This window comes from Streptosporangium roseum DSM 43021 (assembly GCF_000024865.1).
GTDB lineage: Bacteria > Actinomycetota > Actinomycetes > Streptosporangiales > Streptosporangiaceae > Streptosporangium > Streptosporangium roseum.
In genome coordinates this window covers 3,282,916-3,306,619 of the sequence record NC_013595.1, presented here as the reverse complement: position 1 = coordinate 3,306,619, position 23,704 = coordinate 3,282,916, and the positions used below count along the sequence as shown (strand labels likewise).

23 protein-coding genes are annotated in these 23,704 nt (G+C 71.6%); 20 read left to right on the top strand and 3 right to left on the bottom strand.

Going from position 1 to position 23,704, the window contains the following annotated elements; genetic code table 11:
* Positions 1-13: 13 nt before the first annotated feature.
* Positions 14-442: a CBS domain-containing protein gene (locus SROS_RS14695; RefSeq protein WP_012889730.1), complete on the bottom strand. Its 429-nt coding sequence runs from the start codon at positions 440-442 to the stop codon at positions 14-16.
* Between the two features lie 94 nt (positions 443-536).
* Entirely contained in the window at positions 537-1,736 is a 1,200-nt protein-coding gene (locus SROS_RS14690) for a PucR family transcriptional regulator (RefSeq protein WP_012889729.1), read from the bottom strand.
* Positions 1,737-1,919: 183 nt separating this feature from the next.
* Here SROS_RS14690 and SROS_RS14685 point away from each other — a divergent pair, with 183 nt between their 5' ends.
* The 16 genes from SROS_RS14685 (at position 1,920) to SROS_RS14610 (ending at position 18,972) form a co-directional block, all read left to right on the top strand.
* Positions 1,920-2,744: an ABC transporter ATP-binding protein gene (locus SROS_RS14685; RefSeq protein ID WP_012889728.1), complete on the top strand. Its 825-nt coding sequence runs from the start codon at positions 1,920-1,922 to the stop codon at positions 2,742-2,744.
* A 133-nt stretch (positions 2,745-2,877) separates the two neighbouring features.
* Positions 2,878-3,702: an ABC transporter ATP-binding protein gene (locus tag SROS_RS14680; RefSeq protein WP_012889727.1), complete on the top strand. Its 825-nt coding sequence runs from the start codon at positions 2,878-2,880 to the stop codon at positions 3,700-3,702.
* Positions 3,699-4,589, top strand: a complete 891-nt coding sequence (locus SROS_RS14675) for a branched-chain amino acid ABC transporter permease (protein ID WP_012889726.1) — start codon at positions 3,699-3,701, stop codon at positions 4,587-4,589. The genes SROS_RS14680 and SROS_RS14675 overlap by 4 nt, the downstream gene beginning before the upstream one ends.
* The gene (locus tag SROS_RS14670; RefSeq protein ID WP_012889725.1) at positions 4,582-5,712 is read left to right on the top strand and encodes a branched-chain amino acid ABC transporter permease; all 1,131 of its coding nucleotides are present in this window, start codon (positions 4,582-4,584) and stop codon (positions 5,710-5,712) included. Before SROS_RS14675 ends, SROS_RS14670 begins: the two co-directional genes overlap by 8 nt.
* 1 nt (position 5,713) lies before the next feature.
* On the top strand, positions 5,714-7,036 hold the full coding sequence (locus SROS_RS14665) for an ABC transporter substrate-binding protein (protein WP_012889724.1): 1,323 nt from the start codon (positions 5,714-5,716) through the stop codon (positions 7,034-7,036).
* A 105-nt stretch (positions 7,037-7,141) separates the two neighbouring features.
* Entirely contained in the window at positions 7,142-8,560 is a 1,419-nt protein-coding gene (locus SROS_RS14660; RefSeq protein WP_043652029.1) for an aminopeptidase P family protein, read from the top strand.
* A gap of 225 nt (positions 8,561-8,785) precedes the next feature.
* Positions 8,786-9,595: an MlaE family ABC transporter permease gene (locus SROS_RS14655; protein WP_012889722.1), complete on the top strand. Its 810-nt coding sequence runs from the start codon at positions 8,786-8,788 to the stop codon at positions 9,593-9,595.
* On the top strand, positions 9,595-10,461 hold the full coding sequence (locus tag SROS_RS14650; protein WP_012889721.1) for an ABC transporter permease: 867 nt from the start codon (positions 9,595-9,597) through the stop codon (positions 10,459-10,461). Before SROS_RS14655 ends, SROS_RS14650 begins: the two co-directional genes overlap by 1 nt.
* Before the next feature lie 6 nt (positions 10,462-10,467).
* The gene (locus SROS_RS14645; RefSeq protein WP_012889720.1) at positions 10,468-11,484 is read left to right on the top strand and encodes an MlaD family protein; all 1,017 of its coding nucleotides are present in this window, start codon (positions 10,468-10,470) and stop codon (positions 11,482-11,484) included.
* On the top strand, positions 11,481-12,548 hold the full coding sequence (locus SROS_RS14640; RefSeq protein WP_012889719.1) for an MCE family protein: 1,068 nt from the start codon (positions 11,481-11,483) through the stop codon (positions 12,546-12,548). Before SROS_RS14645 ends, SROS_RS14640 begins: the two co-directional genes overlap by 4 nt.
* Complete coding sequence (locus SROS_RS14635) at positions 12,548-13,570, top strand: MlaD family protein (protein ID WP_012889718.1); 1,023 nt, start codon at positions 12,548-12,550, stop codon at positions 13,568-13,570. Before SROS_RS14640 ends, SROS_RS14635 begins: the two co-directional genes overlap by 1 nt.
* Positions 13,571-13,679: 109 nt before the next feature.
* Positions 13,680-14,723, top strand: a complete 1,044-nt coding sequence (locus tag SROS_RS14630; protein ID WP_245564644.1) for an MCE family protein — start codon at positions 13,680-13,682, stop codon at positions 14,721-14,723.
* Between the two features lie 70 nt (positions 14,724-14,793).
* Positions 14,794-15,813: an MCE family protein gene (locus tag SROS_RS14625; RefSeq protein ID WP_012889716.1), complete on the top strand. Its 1,020-nt coding sequence runs from the start codon at positions 14,794-14,796 to the stop codon at positions 15,811-15,813.
* A complete protein-coding gene (locus SROS_RS14620; protein ID WP_012889715.1) occupies positions 15,810-17,192 on the top strand; it encodes an MCE family protein in 1,383 nt (460 codons plus the stop codon). The genes SROS_RS14625 and SROS_RS14620 overlap by 4 nt, the downstream gene beginning before the upstream one ends.
* 57 nt (positions 17,193-17,249) lie before the next feature.
* Positions 17,250-18,080: a hypothetical protein gene (locus SROS_RS14615; RefSeq protein ID WP_012889714.1), complete on the top strand. Its 831-nt coding sequence runs from the start codon at positions 17,250-17,252 to the stop codon at positions 18,078-18,080.
* A 211-nt stretch (positions 18,081-18,291) separates the two neighbouring features.
* Positions 18,292-18,972, top strand: coding sequence for a 4'-phosphopantetheinyl transferase family protein (locus SROS_RS14610; RefSeq protein WP_012889713.1), 681 nt, complete (start codon positions 18,292-18,294; stop codon positions 18,970-18,972).
* Here the strand turns inward: SROS_RS14610 and SROS_RS14605 are convergent.
* Positions 18,922-19,905 (bottom strand): cation diffusion facilitator family transporter, encoded by a 984-nt coding sequence (locus SROS_RS14605; RefSeq protein WP_012889712.1) that lies wholly within the window; start codon positions 19,903-19,905, stop codon positions 18,922-18,924. The genes SROS_RS14610 and SROS_RS14605 overlap by 51 nt on opposite strands.
* 110 nt (positions 19,906-20,015) lie before the next feature.
* Between SROS_RS14605 and SROS_RS14600 the strand changes: the two genes are divergently transcribed.
* From SROS_RS14600 to SROS_RS14585, 4 genes are read left to right on the top strand one after another with little or no spacing between them, the layout of a single operon-like run.
* On the top strand, positions 20,016-20,603 hold the full coding sequence (locus tag SROS_RS14600; protein ID WP_012889711.1) for a malonic semialdehyde reductase: 588 nt from the start codon (positions 20,016-20,018) through the stop codon (positions 20,601-20,603).
* Between the two features lie 15 nt (positions 20,604-20,618).
* Positions 20,619-21,170: a MarR family winged helix-turn-helix transcriptional regulator gene (locus SROS_RS14595; RefSeq protein WP_245564643.1), complete on the top strand. Its 552-nt coding sequence runs from the start codon at positions 20,619-20,621 to the stop codon at positions 21,168-21,170.
* Between the two features lie 60 nt (positions 21,171-21,230).
* Positions 21,231-21,908, top strand: coding sequence for an LppX_LprAFG lipoprotein (locus tag SROS_RS14590; protein ID WP_012889709.1), 678 nt, complete (start codon positions 21,231-21,233; stop codon positions 21,906-21,908).
* 3 nt (positions 21,909-21,911) lie between these two features.
* Complete coding sequence (locus SROS_RS14585) at positions 21,912-23,597, top strand: MFS transporter (protein ID WP_012889708.1); 1,686 nt, start codon at positions 21,912-21,914, stop codon at positions 23,595-23,597.
* The last annotated feature ends 107 nt before the right edge of the window (positions 23,598-23,704 follow it).

Here is a 23,704-nt window from a genome sequence, read left to right as displayed (position 1 = left end):
ACCGGGGCGGGCCTCAGCGGTGCAGGTAGTCGACCAGGTAGGCCTTCTCGGTCTCCAGCGACTCGATGGCGCTCTTGACGACGTCGCCGATGCTCACGATCCCGGCCAGCCGGTCGTCGGCCACGACCGGGACATGCCGGATGCGGTGCGTGGTCATGGTCTGCCGCAGGTCGTCGACATTGGCGGTGGGCGGGCAGGTGCGGACGTCGGTCGTCATGATGGACGACACCGGGGCGGTCAGCACGTCCGCGCCCCGGTCGTTCAACCGCCGCACCACGTCGCGCTCGGAGACGATGCCCGCGATCGACGAGCCGTCCTCGGAGACCACCACGGCGCCGATGTTGTGCTCGGCCAGAAGCTCCAGGAGCTCGGTCACCGTCGCCTCGGGGTGAACGGTTGTCACATCCGTTCCCTTACCTTGCAGAATCGTACCGATCAGCATCGACACCACCTCGGTTCAACCTGGCTGGGGTATCCCTAACCATTGCCCCATCAACGCCCTGTCTAAGCGCGGACGGGGGTAAACGGCGTGGCTGTCAGGTCACGGGCAGTAGCCGTACCGCGTCGAGGGCCAGGGCGAGCTCCACGATGTCCAGCGGGCGGGCCAGGGAGCGCCCGGTGAGCTGCTCGATGCGGCGGATGCGGTTGAAGACCGTGTTGCGGTGGCAGTAGAGCTGCCCGGCGGCGCGCATCGCGGAGCCCTCGCAGCGCAGCCAGGCCTCCAGGGTGCCGAGCAGCACCTCCCGGTCGGCCGGGTCCAGGGCGAGGATGGGCCGGAGCACAGCGCCGCTGAGATGGCCGGCGAGTTCGGGCTGGCTCACCACCAGTGCCGCGGGCAGCCGGTCCTCCAGCCGGGCGATCTCCGGCCCCTCCCCCACGCAGGTCCGCAGGGCGAGTTCGGCGAGCCTGCGCGCCCGGCCCAGCTCGGCCAGCCCCTCGACCACCGGGCTGATCCCGGCGCAGCCGGTGACGTGCGGGCGGAGGTCACGGGCCAGGTCCTCCATTCCCGCCTCGTGGAGCAGGACGACCGAGACCTCGTAGTCGGGGCGCATCCGCCACAGCAGCCGCATCACGCCCAGGCCCGTCGGGCGGACGGCGTCGTCCCGGTGGTCGTGGCGTCCTGGCAGGCGGGTGATGACGACCGCGTAGCGGCCGAGTTCGGGCAGGTCCAGCGCCGCGGCCGCGCTGCGGACCAGCGCGGCGTCGGCACGGTCCTCCAGGAGGGCGTCGAGCAGGGCCTGGACCCGCTCGGCGGTGCGGCCGAACATCTCGGCCTCCCGGCTGCGGTAGGCCTCGGCGGCCGCGACGGCCTGCCGGTCGACGGCGTGCCAGACCTTGGTGGCGCTGCGGATCAGCACCGGCAGGCTGTCGGGCTCCTCCTCGGCGACGACGCCGACCAGCCCGTCCCACATCACCTGGGCGGAGATCCGGTAGCTGCGCAGCAGCGAGTCCATCGGCAGGCCCTGCTCGGCGCGGCGGCGCGCGGTCCGCTCCGCCTGCTGCAGGTCCCGCCGCTCGGCGAGGGGCAGGAGGATGGCTCCGATGCCGACCCGCATGGCGTCGTGCACGCTCTGCCAGTGGTCGTCGGTGGGCACCATCCGGCGGTAGGCCTCGTCGGTGTCACGTGTCCTGGTCACCAGTTCGTCGGTGAGTTCGGGGAGGCGCTGCAGCAGCCGGGCGGCGGCCATGCGCATGATCCTGCGAACCTCGTCGTCGGCGGTCGTCCGGATCCCCATCGGGCAATGGTGTCAGCCGCACACGAAGCCGAACAAGGTTCTGTTCTGTTTCGTGACCCCGTGCTGTGCTGAAGCACAACCGGCACCGGCTCCCCGTGGGCGCCGGTCCCGACTTCACCCGGGCCTATGGACTCCGGTCAACCGCCCGGGTTGGGTGCGTTCATCGGTTGTCAGGAGGCACACATGGACGTCCACGCCCCTCCACCGCCCGAAGACCCCGGGCTGGTCGTCAGGGATCTGGCGGTGAACTACGGCCCGGTGACGGCCCTGCGCGGGATCTCGCTGAGCGTCCCGCGCGGCTCGATCGTCGCGGTGCTCGGCGGCAACGGCGCGGGGAAGTCCACCCTGCTGCGCGCCGTCTCGGGCACCCTCAGGTTCCACCGGGGCGGGATCACGGCGGGCGAGATCGTTTTCGGCCGGACGCGGCTGTCCGGCGCGGCCGCCTCCGCCGTGGTCGCCCGCGGCGTCGTCCAGGTGCCCGAGGGGCGCCGGGTGTTCGCCCGGATGACCGTGGAGGAGAACCTGCGGGCCGGCGCGCTGGGCGCCCGTGACCGCCGGGCCGCGGCCGGGGCCAGGGAGCGCGTGCACACCCTCTTCCCGGTGCTCGCCGAGCGCGCCCGGCAGCGCGCGGGACTGCTGTCGGGCGGCGAGCAGCAGATGCTCGCCATCGGCCGCGCGCTGATGGCCCGGCCGGCGATGCTCCTGCTCGACGAGCCCACCCTCGGTCTGGCGCCGATGATGGCGGCGCGGATCGCCGAGACGGTCCGCGAGATCAACGCGCAGGGGACGACGGTGCTGCTGGTGGAGCAGAACGCCGCCATGGCCCTCTCGCTGGCCTCCCAGGCGTACGTGCTGGAGGTCGGCGAGGTGGTGCTGTCCGGCCCCGCCGCCGACCTCGCCCGGAGCGACGAGGTGCGCCGGCGCTACCTGGGCATCGAGGACGACCGGGCGACCTCCCCGGCCGGCGCGTCCGCCGGGCGCCCTGCCCTGACGAGGTGGTCGGCGTGAGCGGCGCGGCCCGCGCGACCGGCGCGGCCGGGGCGGCCGGGGCGGCCCGCACAGCCCGGGCGGCCCGCGCGACCGGTCGCGCCGTGGAGGTCAGGCCGTACGGCCGGCACGCCGGCGGGCCGGGGCGATCCGCATGAGCGACACATACCAACCAGACGGTATGACCGCCTCCCCGCCCCGGCTCGAAGTCCGGGACGTCACCGTGCGCTTCGCCGGGCTCACCGCGCTCGACGCGATCGGCTTCACCGTCGAGCCCGGCAGCGTCCACGCGGTCATCGGCCCCAACGGCGCGGGCAAGTCGACCTGCTTCAACGTGCTGTCGGGGGTCTACCGGGCCACCGCGGGCAGCGTGCGGTTCGGCGAGGCGGAGCTGACCGCCCTGGCCCCACACCGCATCGCCGCCCTGGGCGTGGCGCGCACCTTCCAGAACATCGCCCTGTCGCCCCGTCTGTCGGTGCGCGACAACCTGATGCTCGGCCGGCACCGGCTGACCCGCGCCGGATTCGTCGCGGCCGGCCTGCGGCTGCCGTCCGCGCGGCGGGAGGCCAGGCTGCACGGCGAGCGGGTGAGCGAGATCGCCGCCTTCGTCGGGCTCGCCGGACGGCTGGCGACACCCGTCGGGCTCCTGCCGTACGGCGTGCAGAAAAGGGTCGAGCTGGCTCGGGCCCTGTGCATGGAGCCCCGCCTGCTCCTGCTCGACGAACCGGTGGCCGGCATGAACGGCGGCGAGCGCCGCGAGATGGCCGAGCTGATCGTCGCCGTCCGGGAGAGCCTCGGCATCTCGATCCTGCTGGTCGAGCACGACATGGGGATGGTCATGCGGCTCGCCGACGCGGTGACGGTCCTGGACTTCGGGCGGCGGATCGCCGACGGGCCTCCCTCCGAGGTCCAGGACGATCCCGAGGTCATCCGCGCCTACCTGGGCGCGGCGGGCGAGAGCGGGGAGGCCACTCCGTGACCACCTTCCTGGAGCTTCTGGCGAACGGGATCTCCGTCGGCGCGGTGTACGCGCTGATCGCCCTGGGGTTCGTCATCATCTTCAAGGCGACCGAGGTGGTCAACTTCGCCCACGCCTCGCTGCTGCTGGCCGGCGGCTTCGTCGTCGCGCGGCTGCACTCCTCGATCGGCTTCTGGGCCGCCCTGCTGCTCGGCGTCGCCGGCGCGGCCGCCGTGGGCGTCCTGATCGAGTTCCTGATCATCCGCCGGGCGAACGTCTCCTCCCACAGCGTCCTGGCGATCGTGACGATCGGCGTCGACATCGTGCTGACCACCGAGCTCACCCGGCGGATCGGCACCGAGGTGCTCGCCCTGGGCGATCCGTGGCGCGACCGGGTGGTGCACCTGGGGCCCGTCGGCATCGCCCAGACCCGGGTCGTGGCGCTGGCCGTGGCGGCGGTCCTCATCACCGCGTTCCTGCTGGCGTTCAAGCACACCGGCTGGGGCGTCGCCATGCGCGCCACCGCCGAGGACCCCGAGACCGCCGCGCTGATGGGCGTGCGGCGGGGGCGGGTGTCGATGGGGGCGTGGGCGGTGGCCGGCGCCCTGGCCGCCGTCGCCGCGCTCTTCCTGTGCGTGTTCCCCACGCCGGGCCTGGACCGCAGCACGACGTTCGCCGCCATGAAGGCCTTCCCCGCGGCGATCCTCGGCGGCCTCGACTCCACCACGGGGGCGCTGGCGGGCGGCCTGATCATCGGGGTCACCGAGACCCTGATGAGCGGCTACCAGAACGACCTGGTCTTCCTCGGCAGGGGCATCGGCGACGTCGCGCCGTTCCTCGTGATGATCGTGGTCCTGCTCATCCGCCCCGCGGGGCTGTTCGGGACGAGGGAGCTGGCACGTGTCTGACAAGCCCCGCAGGTCCGTGCGGATCCTCCTCCGGTCGGCCGTCCTGGTCGCGGCCGCGGTCGCGGTGCCGTTCTACCTGGAGGGCTTCTGGCTGCAGGCCGGGCTCTTCGCGATGTCGGCGGCCGTCGGGGCGATCGGCATCAACCTGCTGACCGGCGCCACCGGCCAGCTGTCCATGGGTCACGCGTTCTTCCTGGCGGCCGGGGCCTACTCCTACGTCTACTTCGCCTCCGAACCCGGGCACGGCCTGGCCGGGCTGGGCCTGCCCACCCCTGTCGCGGCGGTGCTCGCGGTGCTCACCTCGGGCGTCGCCGGGGGCCTGTTCAGCCCGATCGCCGGCCGTCTGAAAGGGGCCTACCTCGGCATCGCCACGCTGGCGCTGATCTTCCTCGGCCAGCACCTGCTGTTCAACGCCGGGCCCGTGACGGGCGGCTTCAACGGCCGCCCGGTGCCGCCCATGGAGCTGTTCGGGTTCGCCTTCGCCGACTCCCCCGCGCTCGTGGTGGCCCAGGTGCCGTTCGGCGCGCTGGAGCGGCTGTGGTTCCTCGGCCTGGCCGCCCTGGCCTGCGCGGCGCTGTTCGCCCGCGGGGTGCTGACGGGGCGTCCCGGACGGGCCATGAACACCATCCGCGACCACGAGATCGCCGCCGGGGTGATGGGCGTTCCGGTGGCCCGCTACCGCGCCGGCGTGTTCGTGCTGTCGTCGATGTACGGCGGGCTGGCCGGCGTCCTACTCGCGCTGGTCTTCCAGCGGACCGTGCCGGAGTACTTCGGCATCCTGCTCTCCCTCGACTACCTCGCCATGATCGTCATCGGCGGCCTCGGCTCGGTCGCGGGGGCGGTGATCGGCGCCGTCTTCATCTCCCTGCTGCCCCAGCTCCTGACCCGCTACAGCGACGCCCTGCCGCTGGTGGCCGAGCCGGGCTCCGGCGGGGTCTCCCCCGCCGAGGCCGCCCGGATCCTGTACGGCGCGGCCGTCGTCGTGATCGTCCTCTTCCTGCCGGGCGGCCTGCTCGGCCTCGCCGGCCGCCTGCGATCGGCGCCGAACCGCCGGACCGCCTCCGCCTCCGCCTCCGCGGCGGAGAAGGCCTCCCTACGCCCGTCCCCCGAGACAAGGAACTGACGTGACTCCTCCACTCCCCTCCCCGCTCCCGTTACCCGCACCGCGCCGCAGGGGGATCGCCGCGATCCCGGCGCGGCGGATCGCGGCGCTCGCCGTCCTGGCCCTGGCCGTCGCCTCGTGCGCCAGCGAGAAGGCCACCGGGGGCGCCGGCGCCTCGCCGGCCGTCGGCGGCGACGGGGTGAAGACCGGCCCCGGCATCACCGCCGACACGATCACGGTGGGCCTCATGACCGATCTCACCGGCCCCTACGCCTCGTTCGGCAAGAGCCTGACCCAGGCGCAGCAGCTCTACTTCGAGCAGGTCAACGCGGGTGGAGGCGTGTGCGGCCGGAAGGTCGAGGCCATCGTGCGCGACCACGGCTACGACGCGCAGAAGGCCGTGGCGGCCTACACCGAGATCGCCCCGAAGTCCGTGGCGATCGCCCATTTCATCGGCTCCCCCATGGTCATGGCGCTCAAGCAGCGCATCGAGGCCGACGAGCTGCTGACCATCCCGATGGCCTGGGCGACCGGGCTGCTGGGCAGCAAGCCCATCCAGGTCACCGCCACCACCTACGACATCGACATGATCAACGGGGTGGACTTCCTGGTCAAGGAGAAGGGCATCAAGTCCGGAGACAAGATCGGTCACCTCTACTTCGAAGGGGACTACGGCGAGAGCGCGCTGAACGGCTCCAAGTACGCGGCCGGGAAGCTCGGCCTGACGCTCGTCGAGCAGAAGATCAAGGCAACCGACCAGGACATGAGCGCCCAGGTCGCCGCCTTCAAGGCCGAGGGCGTCAAGGCCGTGCTGGTCTCGGTCGGCCCCAAGCAGTCGGCCTCGCTCGTCGGCGTCTCGCTGGCCAAGGGCATGGACGTGCCGTTCGTCGGCAGCAACTCGGCCTACTCCCCGCAGCTGCTCCCCACTCCGGCCGGTCCCGCCCTGCTCAAGGACTTCTACGTCATGACCGGCGGCGCGCCGATCAGCGCGCCGCTGCCGGCCATGAAGAAGCTGGCGGCCGACTACGCGGCGAAGTATCCCGGCCAGACGATCGACAGCGGGGTCGCCACGGGCTACTCCGCGGCGGCGATCGTCAGCGACGCGCTCAGGAAGGCCTGTGAGGGCAAGGACCTGAGCCGGGCCGCCGTCGTCGCCGCGCACCGCGGCCAGTCCTCCTGGGGCGGCGACTACGGCACGGTCATGGACTTCTCCATGTTCGACAAGCCCGCGTCGCGGGCGTCCTTCGTCGTCAAACCGGACAAGGCCGCGCTCGGCGGCGCCGTGGTCTTCAAGGAGGGGGCGGTCTCGGATCTGGCCAGGGACTATCCGGTGCCGGTCGGCTGAGTTCCGGTCCTGGGTGCGGCGCGCACCCGCCTAAAGTGGGGGTGCGCGCCGCACCGCCCGCGAGTAATGTGTGAAATACCACACACCTTCGCTCCCGGGGACACGATGACCGAGAAGCTGAACACCGGCAGCCACGACCTGCCGATCTCCGACGCCCTCGCCGCATTCATGGCGACCGGCTGGGCCGACACCCGCCGCGACGACGTGAGCGCGCTGCCACTGGCGGCCTACACCGCCAAGCGCCGGGCCGCGCTCGCCGCGCGTTTCCCCGGCGAGCGGCTGATCATCCCGTCCGGCACGCTCAAGGCCCGCAGCAACGACAGCGACTACCGGTTCCGGTCGCACAGCGCCTTCACCTACCTCACCGGCGACCAGGAGCCCGGCAACGTCCTGGTCATCGAGCCGTCCGGGTCGGCCACGCTGTTCCTGCGGCCCCGCTCACCGCGGTCGGCCCCGGGGACGGCCGGGCAGGAGTTCTACCGGGACCGCCGCTACGGCGAGTTCTGGGTGGGCCGCCGTCCCGACCTGGCCGAGGCGGAGGCGCTCTATCTGATCGACTGCGCGGCCGTGGACAGGCTGGACGACGTGCTCGGCGGGCCGGCGCGGGTGCTGCGCGGCGTGGACGCCTCGCTGGACTCGCGGGTCGCGGCGCACGACGGGGACGGCGAGCTGGAGACGTTCCTGTCCGAGATGCGGCTGATCAAGGACGAGTGGGAGATCGCCGAGCTGCAGTTCTCGGTGGACGCGACCGCCCGCGGGTTCGAGGACGTGGTACGGGCGCTGCCCCAGGCCCTGGCCCACCGGCGCGGCGAGCGCTACCTGGAGGGGGTCTTCGGCCTCCGGTCCCGCCTGGAGGGCGGCGCGGTCGGCTACGACAGCATCGTGGCCTCCGGCGCCCACGCGTGCGTGCTGCACTGGATCCGCAACGACGGCCGGCTGAACGAGAACGAGCTGCTCCTGCTCGACGCGGGCGTGGAGACCGACAACCTCTACACCGCCGACATCACCAGGACCCTGCCGCTGTCGGGACGGTTCAGCCCCATCCAGCGCCAGGTCTACGAGCTGGTCTACGAGGCCCAGAGCGCGGCCATCGCCACCCTGAGGCCGGGCGCGAGGTTCCGCGACTTCCACCAGGCGGCCATGCGGGTCATCGCCGAGGGACTGCACGACTGGGGCGTGCTGAAGATCGGCGCGGACGAGGCGATGGAGGCCGACAGCGGCCTGTACCGCCGCTACACCCTGTGCAGCAGCGGCCACATGCTGGGCATGGACGTCCACGACTGCGCCAGGGCGCGCTCGGAGGTCTACCTGGACGGCGTGCTGGAGGAGGGCCAGGTCCTCACCGTCGAGCCCGGTCTCTACCTCCAGCCGGACGACCTGACGCTCCCGCCCGAGCTGCGCGGCATCGGCGTGCGGATCGAGGACGACCTCGTCATCACCGCCGACGGCGCCCGCCTGATGTCGGCCGGGCTGCCCCGCCACCCCGACGAGATCGAGGGGTGGATGAGCGCGATCTCCTCCTGACCGGGGCGGCCGGTCCGGCGCCCGCGGCCGCCGTACGTCGCGCCCGGCCCCCACGGTCACCTGCGGAAAATGTGAGGCCCTGACAAGATGTGATCTGGGCCTCATTCCTTTTCATCAAATTACACAGGAGCCATCGACTTACTGGACTACCCGTCAGTAGGGTGACTGATCCATGGTCGGAGTCGCGAACCCCGAGGTGTTCATGGCACAACGGACGGCGCACTGATGGCGGTCGGCGGGCGGGACAGGGTCACCGGTTACCTCGTCCGCCGGAGCACCGACGTGTTCGGCCGGGTCGGCGACATGTCGGTGATCGCACTTGAGGGGTTCCGCCGGACCTGGGACGTCAGGACCTGGTTCTGGGAGTACATCCAGCAGTGCTGGTTCCTCGCCCGCGTCACCAGCCTGCCCGTGCTGCTCGTCTCGCTCCCGCTGGGCGCGACCGTCGCCCTCCAGGTGGGCCAGCTCGCCTGGCAGCTGGGCGCGTCCTCGGCCACCGGCGGCGCCGTGGTGGTCGGCCTGGTCCGCGAGGTCGCCCCGATGGCCTCGGCCCTGCTCATCGCGGGCGCCGGAGGCTCGGCCATGACCTCCGACATCGGCGCCCGCAACATCCGCGACGAGCTGGCCGCCATGGAGGTGATGGCGGTCAACCCGATCCACCGCCTGGTCACCCCCCGGCTGTGGGCGGCCAGCACGGTGGCCGTACTGCTGGTCCCGCTGGTCATCGTGGCCGGTGCGGGCGGCGGATACTTCTTCAACGTCGTCATCCAGGGCGTCACCCCCGGCGCCTACTTCGACGGTGCGGTGTCCCTGCTGGTCACCAGCGACCTGCTGGTCACGCTGTTCAAAGCGTGGATCTTCGGCTTCATCGCGGCGATCATGTCGTGCTACTTCGGCATGACCTGCCAGACCAGCCCGGTCGGCGTGGGACGCGCGGTGAACCAGTCCACGGTCGTCACGTTCATGCTGGTGTTCGCGGTCAACTACGTGATCACCATGATCTACTTCCTCGCCTACCCGCCCAGGCCCATGTGATGGCGACGATCCCGGGCGCGCGCACCGCCGGATTCCGCGCGTACGGCATGCTGCGCGACCTCGTGGACCGCGCGGCCTCGCTGTCGGACTGGCCGCTCTTCCTGTGGAAGGTCGTCTTCTACTCGCTGCGGGACATCGTCTTCCGGCTGAAGTTCACCAAGGTCGTGCTCCGCCAGGTCAGCGACGTGGTGGTGGGCGTCGGCGCGACCGTCATCGGCGGCGGCATGGTCTTCGTGGCGTTCACCATGGCCTTCGCGGTCGGCGCCACCGTCGGCCTGCAGGGCTACCAGGGCCTGCAGGCGATCGGCGCCGAGTCCTTCATCGGCCTGGTGGGCAGCTTCGCCAACGTCCGGGAGATCACCCCGATCATCGCGGCGGTCGCGCTCGCGGCGCAGGTCGGCTCCTCCTTCACCGCCGAGCTGGGCGCGATGCGGATCTCCGAGGAGATCGACGCGCTGGAGGTGATGGCCATCAACGCCTTCACCTACCTCATCTGCACGCGGGTGGTGGCCGCGCTGATCGCGCTGGTCCCGGTCTACCTGATCGCGCTGTTCGCCAGCTTCTTCGCCACCCGGCTGATGTGCACGGTCCTGTTCGGCATGTCGCCCGGCGTCTACGACTACTACTTCTACCTCGGCCTGCCGCTGATCGACATCGTCTACAGCGTGATCAAGGTGATCGTCTTCGCGTTCGCCGTCATCAGCATCCACTGCTACTACGGATTCAACGCCACCGGAGGCCCGGTCGGCGTGGGGACCGCGGCCGGGCGGGCGATCCGCCAGTCCATCGTCACCGTCATCCTCCTCAACCTGCTGCTGTCCTACCTGTTCTGGGGCAACGGCAGCGGCGTGAAGCTGACGGGGTGAGCGACGATGGCACGCGGTGAAGTCCCCCTGCCGATCCGGCTGGCGATCTCGCTCGGCGTGGTGCTCACCCTCGTCCTGACCCTCGTCCTGGTCATCCGGGGCGCGGCGAGCGTCAGCGGCATGCGGGTGAGCGCCGTGTTCACCCACGCCGGGCAGGGGCTGGATCCCAACTCGCCCGTCAAGATCCGCGGCATCACGGTGGGCGGGGTCAGCTCCGTCACCCTGGACCGCGAGGGCAGGGCCGTGATCGGCATGCACGTGGAGCCCGGCGTCAAGGTGCCCGAGACCGTCACCGCCGCGATCGAGCCGAGCTCCGTCTTCGGCCCCAAGTTCGTCAACCTGATCCTCGGCACCGGCGAGACGGCCGGCCCCTACCTGGGCGACGGCGCCGTCATCACCAGGACGGAGGCGCCCACGGACCTGTCCGACTCCCTCTCAGCCGCCTACGAGGGGCTGGGCGCGGTGGACCCCCAGGACATCACGACCATCGTGCACACCCTGGGGCGCGGCCTGGACGGCAAGGGTCCGCAGATCGGGGGCATCATCGACAGCACCGGGAAGATCGTCGAGGTGGCCCATCGGCGCCGCGGGGAGTTCAGGCGGTTCATCGGCGACGCCGGGGCGCTGAGCGCCGGCCTCGCCGACAAGGGCGACGAGCTGGTGGCGATCTCCTCCGACCTCAACGTGATCACCCCGGACCTGCTGAAGCGGGCTGACAAGATCCGCGCGCTGCTGCGGGAGTTCGACGAGATCTCCCACCTGACCGCACACGGCCTGCGCACGCACCGCAAGGACCTCAAGGCCGCGGTGAACGCCGGGGAGCGCGCGGCCGCGCTGCTGTACGCGCAGCTCGGCGTCGCGGGCGAGGGCGTGCGGGGGCTGAACCAGCTCCTCAGCGTGCTGAACGACCTGGTCACGGGCAAGGGCCCGGACGGCGCCAACCAGATCAAGATGGAGGCCTTCATCGCGACCGACATCTGCGAGCTCTTCGTCGGCGCCTGCGGCCCCACGAACGGCAGGTGAGCCTTTTGGCCCGGTCGAGAGAGCAGGTCCAGCGCCGCTGGACACTCGCCAAGTTCGTCGTCTTCCTGCTCGTGACGGCCACCCTGATCGTCCTGATCGGCGCCCAGATCGCCCGGGTGAACGTCGGCGACACCTACAGCCTCGTCGCCACCTTCGACGACGTCTCCGGGCTGCACGAGGGCGACCAGGTGAAGATCGCGGGTGCGCCGGTCGGCCAGGTCGACTCGATCGAGGTGGTCGACGGCAGGGCCGAGGTCGTGCTCAGCGTGCAGGCGGCGGTGCGGGTGCCCTCCGACAGCTCCGCCGCGGTCCGCTGGCGCAACACGATCGGCCAGCGGGTGATCTACCTGGAGCCCGGCACCGCCGCCGACACGCTGGGCGACGGCGCCCGCGTGAAGCTGACGAGCTCGGTGGTCGACATCGGGGAGCTGGTCAGCGACCTCGGCCCGCTCACCCGCAGCCTGGACCCCGACCAGATCAACCAGCTGCTGACCGCGGCGGGCGAGGCGCTGGACGGCAACCAGGAGAACATCCCCAAACTGGTCGACAACCTCAACGACCTGACCACCACGGTGGCCGACCGCAAGGAGATCATTCAGGGGCTGCTTGAGGACTACGCCACGGTGACCGGGGTCGTCGCCCGCAGGGACAGGCAGATCGCTCAGCTCGTGGACAACCTGGTCGCGCTGACCGGCGCCTTCGCCCGCAACCGTGAGCTGGTCGACGACGCCCTGGTGGAGCTGTCCACCACGGTCAGGGTCAACAACCAGGTGCTCGGCCGCAACTCCCGGGAGTTCGGCCGGGTGGTGGACAGCATGACCCGGCTCACCGGCGGCATCCGGCGCAACATCGGCAGCATCGAGAAGGTGCTCAACACCATCACCCCGCCGCTGCGGCGCTCGTTCCAGGTGACCGGCCGGGGTCACTTCGTCACCACGGCGGTGCCCTGCCTGACGCTGGGTCCCCAGCCCTGCCCCTACCCGATGAGCGCTCCCCCGCCGCTGCGCGGCAGCCTCAAGCTCACCAGCACGGAGAACCTGCGGCGAGTGCTGGTGGGGCCCTGATGGCGCTCAAGTCGTTCCGCGACCGCAACAAGACCGTCGTCGGCCTGGTGTCGATGGCGATCCTCGCCTCCGTCCTGGTGGCCACCTTCCTCGTCGGCAACCTGGGGCTGCTGGAGGGCGGCTACACGATGTCGGCGATACTGCCGGACTCCGCCGGGCTGCGTTCCGGCAACGACGTGCGGGTGGCGGGCGTCCCGGTCGGCAAGGTGACCGAGGTCCGCGCCGACTACGGCCAGGGGCACGTCGTGGTCACCTGGAAGGTGGACGACGGGATCAGGCTCGGCCCGCAGACCCGGGCCGAGATCACCCTGTCGAACCTGCTGGGCGGCCGCTACGTCAAGCTCACCGGGCCGGTCACCCGGCCGTACATGGACGAGCTGCCGGAGGAGAGGCGGCGGATCCCGATGTCGCGCACCAGCACCCCCGTGCTGATCACCGACGCCCTCAAGGACGCCACCCGGCTGGTGCAGAAGCTCGACACCGACTCGGTCGACAAGCTCCTGTCGGAGCTGGCGGAGCTCAAACCCGCCCGCAAGGGCAGGGTCAGCAAGCTGCTGGACAACATCGGCGAGCTCTCGGAGATCATCAGCGAGAGCGAACCCCAGCTCCAGCGGCTGCTGGACAACGGCAACAAGATCATGAACGTGCTGGAGACGAAGGACGCGCAGCTCGGCCGGCTGATCGACTCCATCGAGATCATGCTGAGCGAGCTACGGCTCCGCCGCGACGAGCTGAAGTCCCTGCTCGGTGACGGCAGCGACCTGGTCAACAGCATCACCGCGCTGGTCACCGAGCACGAGAAGAACCTGATCGCGGTGGTCGACGACGTGACCGCGATCGGCAACCGGCTCGACGGCAACGGCAAGGCGCTCAACTCCGTCCTCGCCTGGGTCGGACCCACCTTCTCCGGACTGGCCACCTCCGGCGGCCAGGGCCCGTGGGTGGAGGCCATCACCACCGGCCTCGGCCCGATCAACCCCGAGGTGCTCGGCGCCATCCGCAAGGACAGGACCAGCCGATGACACGCCGTGGACTGCGAGGGACGGGCCGTTCCCGGCACGTGCCCGGAGCGGAGCGATCCGAATGACGCGTGGACCGCGAGGGACCGGCCGTTCACGGCGTGCGCCCGGTGTGGGACGCCCCCCGGCGAGACCGGTCGCGGCGCTCCTCGCCGGGGTGCTGCTGCTCTCGGCGGGCGGCTGCTCGCTGCTGCCCGGCGGGGCGTCGCCGTACCGGCTGACGGCCTACTTCAGCGCGGCGCCGTCCCTGTACGAACAGGCCAAGGTGAAGGTGCTGGGTCTGGACGCGGGGACGGTGGAGAAGCTCACCGTGGAGGGGGACAGGGTCCGGGCGGACCTGGTCATCGACGGGGAGGTGCCGCTCCCCGCCGACGTCAAGGCGGTCGTGGCCGCGCAGAACACGCTGGGCGAGCGGAACGTGGTGCTCCACCCGCCGTGGAAGCCCGGCAAGGCCAGGATCGCACCGGACGCGGTGATCCCGCTGGAGCGGACCGACCTGCCGGTGGAGATCGACGACGCCTTGGAGGCGTTCACCAAACTCACCGACGCCCTCGACACCGACAAGATGGGCGACGTGGCCGGCAACCTCGCCGAGACGGTCAGGGGCCGGGGCAAGCAGATCAACCGGGCGCTGGCCGACGCGGCCTCGCTGACCCGCACCCTCGCCGGGCAGGACGAGCAGCTGATCGACCTGGCCGACGGCCTCAACCGGATCGCCTCCAGCCTCAACCGCCGCGAGGACCAGGTCAAGACGGCCATCGACGCCTTCGCCGAGGCCGGCGCCACCCTCGCCGACGAGCGCCGCCGCATGAAGCGCTTCATCACCGGCCTCGCGGAGTTCGTCCAGCGGGGTGACGTGCTGATCGAGGCCTACCAGGAGAGACTGCCCAAGGGCGTGGCCAACCTGGCCGAGGTGGTGCTGACCCTGAAGGTCAACAGCGAGTCCGCGGCCGAGGCCATCGCCGGAGCCCGGAAGTTCGCCGACAACCTGGTCCTGTCCTGGGACAAGGAGCACCACCTGATCAAGATCCGCCTGGTGCTCAACGCGATGACCCGGGCCTGGCTGAGGCCGCTGTTCGAGGCACTGGGCCTGGGCAAGGTGCCGTGCCTGCCGGGAGAGCTGAGCAACTGCCCCTGGGAGAGGGGGAGACGGTGAGCGTGGTGCGACGATCCGGCCGCCGGGCGGGCGGGCGAGGGCGAGTGGGCCGGGGAAGGGAGGACGCCGGATGAGGGCGTGGACGCGGCTGACCGCGGGACTGGCCGGACTCTGCCTCGCCGCGGCGTGCACCCTGCAGACCGCGGGGGCGCCGACCGGCGGGCTGACCCTGACCGCGACCTTCGACGACGTCCAGAGCCTGGTGGCCGGGCACAGCGTGCAGATCTCCGACGTGCGGGTGGGCAGCGTGACCGACATCCGCCTGGAGGGATACCGCGCGAAGGTCACCATGTCCGTCGAGGATGGCATCCGGGTGCCCGAGGGCACCGGTGCCGTGGTGGCCAAGACCTCGATCCTGGGTGAGAACTACGTCGAGCTGGAGCTGCCCGAGGGCAGGGACATGACGAGCGGGCCGTTCATGCGGAGCGGCTCGACGATCACCCGGACATCGGTGGAGCCGGACATCGAACAGGTCACCGAACGGGCGGGCCCGCTGATCGACGCCCTCGGCGCCCAGGACGTGAACGCCGTCCTGGACGCGGCGGCGACCGGGCTCGGCGGCAAGGGCAAGGACCTCAACCGGCTGCTCAGGCAGACCACCGAGGTCACCACCGCCTACGCCGAGTCCCGCGAGGACCTGGCCCGCACCATAGACGGGCTGGCCAAGCTCGGCGACGAGCTCGCCAAGGGCAGCGAGGAGCTGGACAGGCTGCCCGGCACGCTCACCGACGCCACGGCCCGGCTGAACCACGGCCGCAAGCATGTGAAGAAGACCCTCCAGGAGCTCACCGCGCTGGCCCGCGAGGTCAACAGCACCGTCTACCCGAGACACGCGGCCCGGCTGCGGACCCTGCTCCGCGAGCTCGACGCGGTCTCCACCTCGATGGTCCGCGGTAAGGAAGACCTGAAGGTCCTGGTCGGCCGCGTGCAGCGGTTCATCGACCTGCCGCCGATCGTGGTGAACGGCCAGCTGCTGACCTTCGTCTGGCTCAAGGGACTGCTGCTGCCCAAGCCGGGCAAGAGCAGCGACCGGCCGCGTCCGCCCAACTCGGTGAACGACTTCCGCCTGCTGCTGGAGCCGCCGCGATGAGGAACCGAATCCGGATCAACCTCGGCTTCTTCGTGGTGCTCGGCGTGGTGATGACCGTGTGGGCGTTCACCAGCATCATCAAGCTCGACATCGTCGAGCGGCCCTACCGGATCAGCGCCGAGTTCCTGTCCTCCCCCGGTCTCGTGCGGGGCTTCGACGTGGCCTACCTCGGCGTCCGGATCGGCCGGATCGACGACGTGGCGCTGGCCCCCGGCAAGATCGTGGTGGGCCTGAGCATCAACCGTGACGTACGGCTGCCGCTGGGCGTCACCGCCGAGGTGCGCCGCAAGTCCGCCATCGGCGAGCCGTACGTGGAGATCTCGCCGCCCAGGTCCGGAGCCGGCGGCGGCACCCTCGCCGCAGGCGCCACCATCCCGCTGGCCAGCACCTCGGTCCCGCTCGACTACAAGAAGCTGTTCGACGGGGTCGGCAAGCTGCTGAACGCGGTGCCGCCGGAGGACGCCCAGACCATCGTGCACGAGCTGGCGGCGGGACTGGACGGCCGGACGACCTCGATCCGCGAGGTCGTGGACAACGCCCACGACCTCACCGCGACCCTCGCCGCCAACACCGGCCTGCTGGACGAGCTGTCGGTGGAGCTGACCCGGCTGACCGGCACGCTGGCGGGCCGGCGCGAGAAGCTGTCCCAGGGCATCACCGACCTGGCCGGGGTGACCCGGGCGATCCGCGAGTCCCGCAAGCAGCTCTCCACCGCCCTCGACCACGGCCCGGGCTTCTTCCGCCAGGTCGACCACCTGCTCACCACCGCCCGCCCCGGCCTGTCCTGCATGCTCACCGCAGCCGGGACGGACCCCGGCGTGGTGTTCACACCTCGGACCCGGGCGAACGTCAACCAGCTGCTGCGGACGGTGCCCATCACCCAGGCGATGGTCGCCGACATAACCGACAAACGGGCCGACGGGGTGTACGGCAGGGTCACGTTCGTCTTCAGCGTCCCCGGCGGCCCCCCGGTGGCGCGGGAGTACCGTGGCCCGCTGTCCCCGCCGAAGGTCCCCGTGCTGCGTGCCTGCCCGAAGGGCCCCGCGGTCAAGGTGTCCACCCGGACCGACGACGACGAGGACCGCGGCCCCCACCCCACCGACGGCTCCTGGAGCGGCGACGATCCGGCCGATGAGGCGACCGCCGCGCCCGACGAGGCGACGCGGACGCCAATGGAGGGCGACGGGCCGCGCGACGCCACCGGTTCCGAGGAGCCCGGCACGGCCACCCCCGCCGCGGACGCCGGCAGGACCTCGCGCTCCACCGGCCAGAACCTCCTCCCTTTCGTCTTCGCGATCCTCTTCGCCGTCGTCATCTCCGGCGGCGTGCTCGGCTGGATCGCGGTCGGCCGGACGTCACGCCGCCGTGAACAGGAGTGAGCAGTTGACACCCTCCCCAGGGCCGAGGTCCGGGGTCTCCACGCCGGAAGGATCCAGATGAGCCCAATCCCTCAGCAGCCCGACGACCTCCCTCAGGGGGCGGGCTCAGGCCGCGGCGAGGTCCCGGAGGACGGAGGGGAGCCCACCGAGCCGGATGCCGCCGCCGTGCCCGCCGCCGGCGCGGCCCCGGAGGCCGCCGCCGCGGACAGGTCTGCCGCGGACCGAGCGGCCGCGGAAGGAGCCACCTCGGACGGGGCGGCTGTGGAAGGGGAGGCGGCGGCCGGGGGCGCGGAGCGGGGCGGGTCCCGCGGGGGATCCCGGACGTGGCGGGCCAGGCTGGTGGGCGCGGTCGCGGCCGTGCTGTTCGCGGCGACGGCGACGGCGGCGGTGTGGTTCTGGACGACGGCTGACCGGCTGGCCGAGGAGAAGGCCGAGCGCGTCGCGGTGGCCGCGCGGGCGGGCGAGTTCGCCGTGGCCCTGCAGACCTACGACTACGCCAACCTCCAGGCCTATCGCGACCAGGTCTTCGCCATCTCCGGAGAGGACTTCGAGAAGACCTACGACGAGGCCTTCAGCCCGCTCGAGGGCGTGATCACCTCCATGAGGGCGAACTCGTCCGCCTCGGTCCGGGGCGTCTACGTCGCCGAGGTCACCGAGGGCAGAGCCAAGGCGATCACGGTCGTCGACTCCCAGGTCACGAGCACCGCGGGCACCCGGCGCATGCTCGGCACCTACATGGAGCTCGGTCTGATCAAGACGGGCGGCGAGTGGAAGGTCAACGACGCCACCGTGATGGGCGCGGCCGAGGAGCTGGTGACCGATCCCAACGGCAAGGCCGTCGAGCCGGCTCCCACGCCCTCTCCGAGCACCACCAAGAAGGACAAATAGGTCTCCCGAGGGAGCCCTCCACGTGTCACTCCCCCACCGCGTCGCGACCGCCTCGGGGCACCGTCGGCCACCGCGTCGCGACCCCGCGTCGCGACCGCCTCGGGGCACCGTCGGCCACCGCGGATCAGGCGACGATCCGGACGGTCATCGCATCAGCGGTGATCTACGGATAGATCACCTACCAGGCTGTCGAACCGCCTAATCTGAGCAAATGCGCGATTGCCTGGTGCTGGCCGGTCCCACCGGCGAGCTGTACTCCACCGCCGGAACGGACCTGCTCACCGAGGTCGAGCAGGAGCGCGCGGCGAAGTTCCTCCAGGAGGACGACCGGCGTGACTTCGTGGCGGCCCACCTCCTGGTACGGCGATGCGCGGCGAAGGTCCTCGGCGTCCCCGAGGACCGGCTGACGCTGCTCCAGCACTGCGACCGCTGCGGGCCGGGACACGGCAGGCCGTACCTCGCGGAGGCCCCCGAGCTCGGGGTCAGCCTGTCGCACAGCCATGGATACGTGTGCGTGGCGGTGGGGCCGGGCCGGGTCGGCGTGGACGCCGAGCGCGTCCCCGCGGGCCCGCTGGACAGGGCCCTGGTCTCGCACGCCCTGGCCCCCGCGGAAAGGCCCCTGGTCCGCGACAACGAGGCGCTGATCCGCCTGTGGGTCCGCAAGGAGGCGCTCATCAAGCGCGGTGAGCTCACCCTGGACGCCCTGGGCACGATCGACCTGTCCGCGCTCCCCCTCGGCGGAGACACGACGCTTCCGGGCGGAGAGGGGGCCGGTCCCGGCGGAGAGGGGATCCGCCGCCTGAAGTGGGGGGGCAGGCACCTGCTGGAGTGGCGGACCGGCTCAGGCGTCGCGGTCTGCGTCGTCACCGACCACCCGGCCACCCTGGGCTGACCTCGCGGGGGTCGGGTCGAGGAAGACCTGCGAGATCGAGGGGAAACGCTCGGCGAGCCTGCGTTCCACCCGGTCGGCGGCCCGTTCCAGGCCGGCCCCGGTGGCGTCGTCCGCGAAGTCGACGCGGGCGGCGACCATCACCTCGCTCGGCCCCAGCATCATGGTGAGCAGCTCCACCACGTTCTCCACCTCGGGCAGGGCGAGCAGCTCGGCCCTGATCTCCTGCTCCATCCTCATCGGCACCGCCTGGCCGATCAGCAGGGACACGTTGGCGCGGATGAGGTTGAGCGCGATCCCGAGCAGCAGCAGGCCGATCACCACCGAGGCGACGCCGTCCCACACGGGCGAGCCGGTCAGCTGGCAGGCCAGCAGGCCGGACGCGGCGATCAGCAGGCCCACCAGGGCGGCCCCGTCCTCGAAGAGCACGGCCTTGAGCGCGGTGTCGGAGGTCCTGGCGACGTAGCGCTGCGGGCTCACCTCCAGCCGCCCGGCCTCCTCACGCACCTGTGACAGGGCCTTGAGGAACGAGATCCCCTCGATCACGAACGAGATCGCGAGGACTACGTAGGAGATCGTCAGGTCGGCGAGCTCCTCACCGTGGCTGATCTCGTGCAGGCCGTGGGTGATCGAGAATCCGGCTCCGCCGATGAGGGTGGCGAAGGCGGCCATCAGCGCCCAGAAGAACCCGGCCTTGCCGTGCCCGAAGGGATGCCTGGCGTCGGCGGGGTGGCCGGCCCGGCGCACCGCGACGAACAGCAGGATCTCGGTGACCGTGTCCGCGGCCGAGTGCATGGCCTCCGACAGCATCGCCGACGAGCCGCTGATCAGCCCCGCGACCAGTTTGGCCACCGCGATCGCGAGGTTGGCCAGACCCGCCACGATCACCGTGCCGAGGCTCTCCGATCCGGACTTCTCCCCCGCCTTGTCCACCACCCGATCACTGTACGCGCCTGTGACCCACGTCTCGGGCGGGCCAGGAATAGTTGAATCTTCACTCATGTTGAAACGGACAAATAGCTCATAAGACTCGTAAAGGACTGAAAATGGCTCTCGCGCTCTCCTCCGAAGCCCAGGACCTGCTCTTCCGTGAGGCCCGCACGGCCAACACCTTCACCGACGAGCCGGTCGGCGACGAGCAGATGCGGGCGATCTACGACCTGGTCAAGTACGCCCCGACCGCGATGAACCAGCAGCCGCTCCGGGTCCTCCTGGTGCGCGGCACCGAAGCCCGCGAGCGCCTGGTCGGCCTCATGTCCCCGGGCAACCGGGCCAAGACCGCCGCCGCTCCGCTGGTCGCCATCCTCGCCGCCGATCTGGACTTCCACGAGGAGCTTCCCAAGGTCTTCCCGCACTTCGCAGGCGCCAAGGACCTGTTCGCCGACGAGGCGGCGCGTGCCCGGTCGGCCAGGTTCAACGCGACCCTGCAGGTCGGCTACTTCATCCTGGGCGTCCGGGCCGCCGGTCTGGCCGCCGGTCCGATGGCCGGCTACGACGCGGCCGGCATCGACAAGGAGTTCTTCGACGGCGACCACACCGTGCTGGCCGTCGTCAACATCGGCAGGCCCGGCGAGAACGCCTGGTTCGACCGCCTCCCCCGCCTGGCCTACGACGAGGTGGTGACGACCGTCTGAGGTAGGTTCTCACCTATGAGCAGGGAGCGAGCCGACGCGGGGAGCGGAGTGGCCGGCTGGACGGAGCCACCCGCGCAGCTGATGGGAAATGGTGAGCGACCGGTGGACGAGGAGGAGCCCCGCTGGCTCAGCTCCATCGAGCAGCGAGCCTGGCGTGCCCACCTGGCCGCGCACAAGCTCCTCGAACACCGTCTCGACCGCGACCTGCAGACCTTCGGGCTCTCCGTGAACGACTACGAGATCCTGGTCAACCTCTCGGAGAGCCCCGGCCATCGCATGCGCATGAGCGACCTGGCCGACGCCACGATCCAGTCCCGCAGCCGCCTGTCCCATCAGATCTCCCGGATGGAGACGGCCGGGCTGGTCGCCAGGGAGACCTGCGCGGACGACCGGCGTGGCACCTTCGCCGTCCTCACCGAGCACGGCTGGGCCACCATCCAGAAGGTCGCGCCGCACCACGTGGCCAGCGTGCGGCAGCACTTCATCGACCTGCTCACCGACGACCAGCTCCGCGAGCTGGAGACGGCCTACACCCCCGTGGTGAGCCACCTCAAGAGCCTGCGCTGAAGCGAAACCGATACCGGCGGGTTCTCCCTTAGGTGACCGGGCGGTCGCTACGATCCGGCCATGTCTGCTCGCCGGATCCTCATCGCCGCGCTGGTCGCCGCGCTCTCCCTTGTCACCGCGTGCAGCGGCGGCTCCTCCGACGACCAGGCGGCGCTGCCCGGCGGGAGCGAGCTCGTCAAGAAGTCCGCGGAGGCGATGCGAGGCGCCAAGTCGGCCGCCTTCACCATGGAGACCGAGGGCACCCCGCCGGTGCCGGTCAAGAAGGCCACCGGCCGTCTCAGCGGGACCGGCGACGCCGACGGCACCATCAACATCGATCTGGCGGGCAGCCTCCAGGAGATCCAGTTCGTCCTGATCGGAGAGACCGTCCACTTCAAGGGCGTGACCGGCGGCTTCCAGAAGATATCGCGGAGCCAGCTCGCCGCGATCTACGACCCGTCGGCCATCCTCAACCCTGACAAGGGCATCGTCCAGCTTCTGGGCACCGCGCTGGACCCGAAGACCGAGGCCGTGGAGAAGGTGGACGGCACCGACGCCTACCGGGTCGCCGCCACGCTCTCCCAGCAGGTCCTCGCCACGATGGTGCCGGGGCTCTCGCAGGGGGTCAACGGACGGCTCTGGATCGACAAGGCCACCAGCCGCCTGCTCAAGGCCGACCTGCCGATGAACGGCGGCAAGGTGATCGTCACCTTCCGCGACTACGACGTGCCGGTCCAGGTCACCGCGCCGGCGGAGTGACCCATGACCGACCCCGCACCCCACCGCCCCGCCGCGCCTCCGGCCGACGCCGCCGGCACCCCGGCACCCCCGGCCGAGAGCTCGACCGGCTCCGCCTCCCACGACGTGCCCGGCACCGCCGCGCCCCCCGCGGCCACCGGCCGCAGGCCCGGCGCCGGCCCGGCGGCCCGGCGGCGGACGGCCCTCGGCGTCGGCGGCACCGCGGTGCTGCTGGCGGCCCTGGACGCCTATGTCGTGGTCACCGTCCTGGTCGACATCGCCAAGGACGTCGACGTCCCGCTGAACCACATGGAGCGGGCCACCCCGATCGTCACCGGCTTCCTGCTGGGCTACATCGCGGCCATGCCGCTGCTCGGCCGGCTCTCCGACCGGTACGGCAGGCGCCCGCTGATCCATCTCTGCCTGGCGGGCTTCGCGGCCGGCTCGGTCGTCACCGCGCTGGGCGACACGGTCCCCTGGCTGGTCGCCGGGCGCGGCCTGCAGGGCGTCGCGGGCGGCGCGCTGCTGCCCATCACCATGGCCCTGGTCGGCGACCTGTGGGACGAGCACGACCGCCCGGTCGCCCTCGGCGCGGTGGGCGCGGCCCAGGAGCTCGGCAGCGTGCTCGGCCCCCTGTACGGCGCGGGCCTGGCGGCCCTGGTCCCGGCCACGCTGCGTCTGGGCGACGTCCAGCTCGGCGGCTGGCGTTCGATCTTCTGGCTGAACCTCCCCCTGGTCGCCCTGGCCGCGGTGGCCGTACAGCGATCCGTGCCCCCGCCGGCGCGCGACCGGACGGGCGATCCGGCGGGGAGGCAGGGCGTCGACGTGGTCGGGGGCCTGCTGCTGGCCCTCGCGCTGGGCCTGCTCGTGGCCGGGCTCTACAACCCCGACCCGAGCGTGTCGGTCCTGCCGCCGTGGGGTCCGCCGATGATCGTGGCGGGAGTGGTGGCCGCCGTCGCGTTCGCCGGGTGGGAGAGGCGCTCCCGGACCCGGCTGATCGATCTGACCGGCGCACTGCGCGGCCCGTTCTCCGCCACCCTCGGGGTGAGCTTCCTGACCGGCGCGGCGCTGCTGGTCACGCTGGTGGACGTGCAGCTGTCGGCGCAGACGCTGCTGGGGCTGGAGACGCTGGACGGCGCGCTGGTGCTGTCCCGCTTCCTCGTCGCGCTCTCGGTGGCCGCGCTGCTGGGCGGGCTGCTGGCCCGCCGGTACGGCGAGCGGGTGGTGACGGTGGCCGGGCTGGCGCTCGCGACGGCCGGCTACGTCCGGATCGGCCAGTGGCCCGCCGACCTGGCCGCCGCGGGATACCGCATGGACGTCGACCTGGTCGTCGCCGGGCTCGGCCTGGGCGTGGTGATCGCCCCCCTGTCCTCCGCGGTGCTGCGGACCACGCCGGCCGCCCAGCACGGCGTGGCCTCGGCGGCGGTGGTCGTGGCCCGGATGATGGGCATGCTGCTCGGCGTCGCCGGCCTGTCGGCGTGGGGGTTCCACCGGTTCCAGTCGCTCACCGCCGACCTGGACACGCCGCTGCCGTTCGGCGTGGATCCCACCGTCTACGCCGGGCGGCTGGCCGAGTACGAGGACAGGGTGCGGGCCGCCCTGCACACCGAGTACAGCGAGATCTTCCTGCTCACCGCCGTCCTGTGCGGGGTGGGGGCGCTGGTCGCCCTGCTGCTCCCGCACAGGCCCGCGGGCGCGGCCGCGGAGTGAACGGCAACGCGGCACGGCCCGTTCCGGCACGGCGCGGACACCGGTGACCCACCTCGTGACGCCCGAGGGAGCTCGCCGTGCCCGCGCCGAGCCGCCAGGCGCGTCCC

What these genes read in the sequence shown, in the direction of transcription:
- SROS_RS14645 (WP_012889720.1), top strand. Translation starts at nt 10,468, where the DNA reads ATGGCACGCGGTGAAGTCCCCCTGCCGATCCGGCTGGCGATCTCGCTC.
- SROS_RS14690 (WP_012889729.1), bottom strand. Translation starts at nt 1,736, where the DNA reads ATGGGGATCCGGACGACCGCCGACGACGAGGTTCGCAGGATCATGCGC.
- SROS_RS14625 (WP_012889716.1), top strand. Translation starts at nt 14,794, where the DNA reads ATGAGGGCGTGGACGCGGCTGACCGCGGGACTGGCCGGACTCTGCCTC.
- SROS_RS14615 (WP_012889714.1), top strand. Translation starts at nt 17,250, where the DNA reads ATGAGCCCAATCCCTCAGCAGCCCGACGACCTCCCTCAGGGGGCGGGC.
- SROS_RS14610 (WP_012889713.1), top strand. Translation starts at nt 18,292, where the DNA reads ATGCGCGATTGCCTGGTGCTGGCCGGTCCCACCGGCGAGCTGTACTCC.
- SROS_RS14620 (WP_012889715.1), top strand. Translation starts at nt 15,810, where the DNA reads ATGAGGAACCGAATCCGGATCAACCTCGGCTTCTTCGTGGTGCTCGGC.
- SROS_RS14685 (WP_012889728.1), top strand. Translation starts at nt 1,920, where the DNA reads ATGGACGTCCACGCCCCTCCACCGCCCGAAGACCCCGGGCTGGTCGTC.
- SROS_RS14680 (WP_012889727.1), top strand. Translation starts at nt 2,878, where the DNA reads ATGAGCGACACATACCAACCAGACGGTATGACCGCCTCCCCGCCCCGG.
- SROS_RS14650 (WP_012889721.1), top strand. Translation starts at nt 9,595, where the DNA reads ATGGCGACGATCCCGGGCGCGCGCACCGCCGGATTCCGCGCGTACGGC.
- SROS_RS14655 (WP_012889722.1), top strand. Translation starts at nt 8,786, where the DNA reads ATGGCGGTCGGCGGGCGGGACAGGGTCACCGGTTACCTCGTCCGCCGG.
- SROS_RS14660 (WP_043652029.1), top strand. Translation starts at nt 7,142, where the DNA reads ATGACCGAGAAGCTGAACACCGGCAGCCACGACCTGCCGATCTCCGAC.
- SROS_RS14600 (WP_012889711.1), top strand. Translation starts at nt 20,016, where the DNA reads ATGGCTCTCGCGCTCTCCTCCGAAGCCCAGGACCTGCTCTTCCGTGAG.
- SROS_RS14695 (WP_012889730.1), bottom strand. Translation starts at nt 442, where the DNA reads ATGCTGATCGGTACGATTCTGCAAGGTAAGGGAACGGATGTGACAACC.
- SROS_RS14635 (WP_012889718.1), top strand. Translation starts at nt 12,548, where the DNA reads ATGGCGCTCAAGTCGTTCCGCGACCGCAACAAGACCGTCGTCGGCCTG.
- SROS_RS14595 (WP_245564643.1), top strand. Translation starts at nt 20,619, where the DNA reads ATGAGCAGGGAGCGAGCCGACGCGGGGAGCGGAGTGGCCGGCTGGACG.
- SROS_RS14590 (WP_012889709.1), top strand. Translation starts at nt 21,231, where the DNA reads ATGTCTGCTCGCCGGATCCTCATCGCCGCGCTGGTCGCCGCGCTCTCC.
- SROS_RS14585 (WP_012889708.1), top strand. Translation starts at nt 21,912, where the DNA reads ATGACCGACCCCGCACCCCACCGCCCCGCCGCGCCTCCGGCCGACGCC.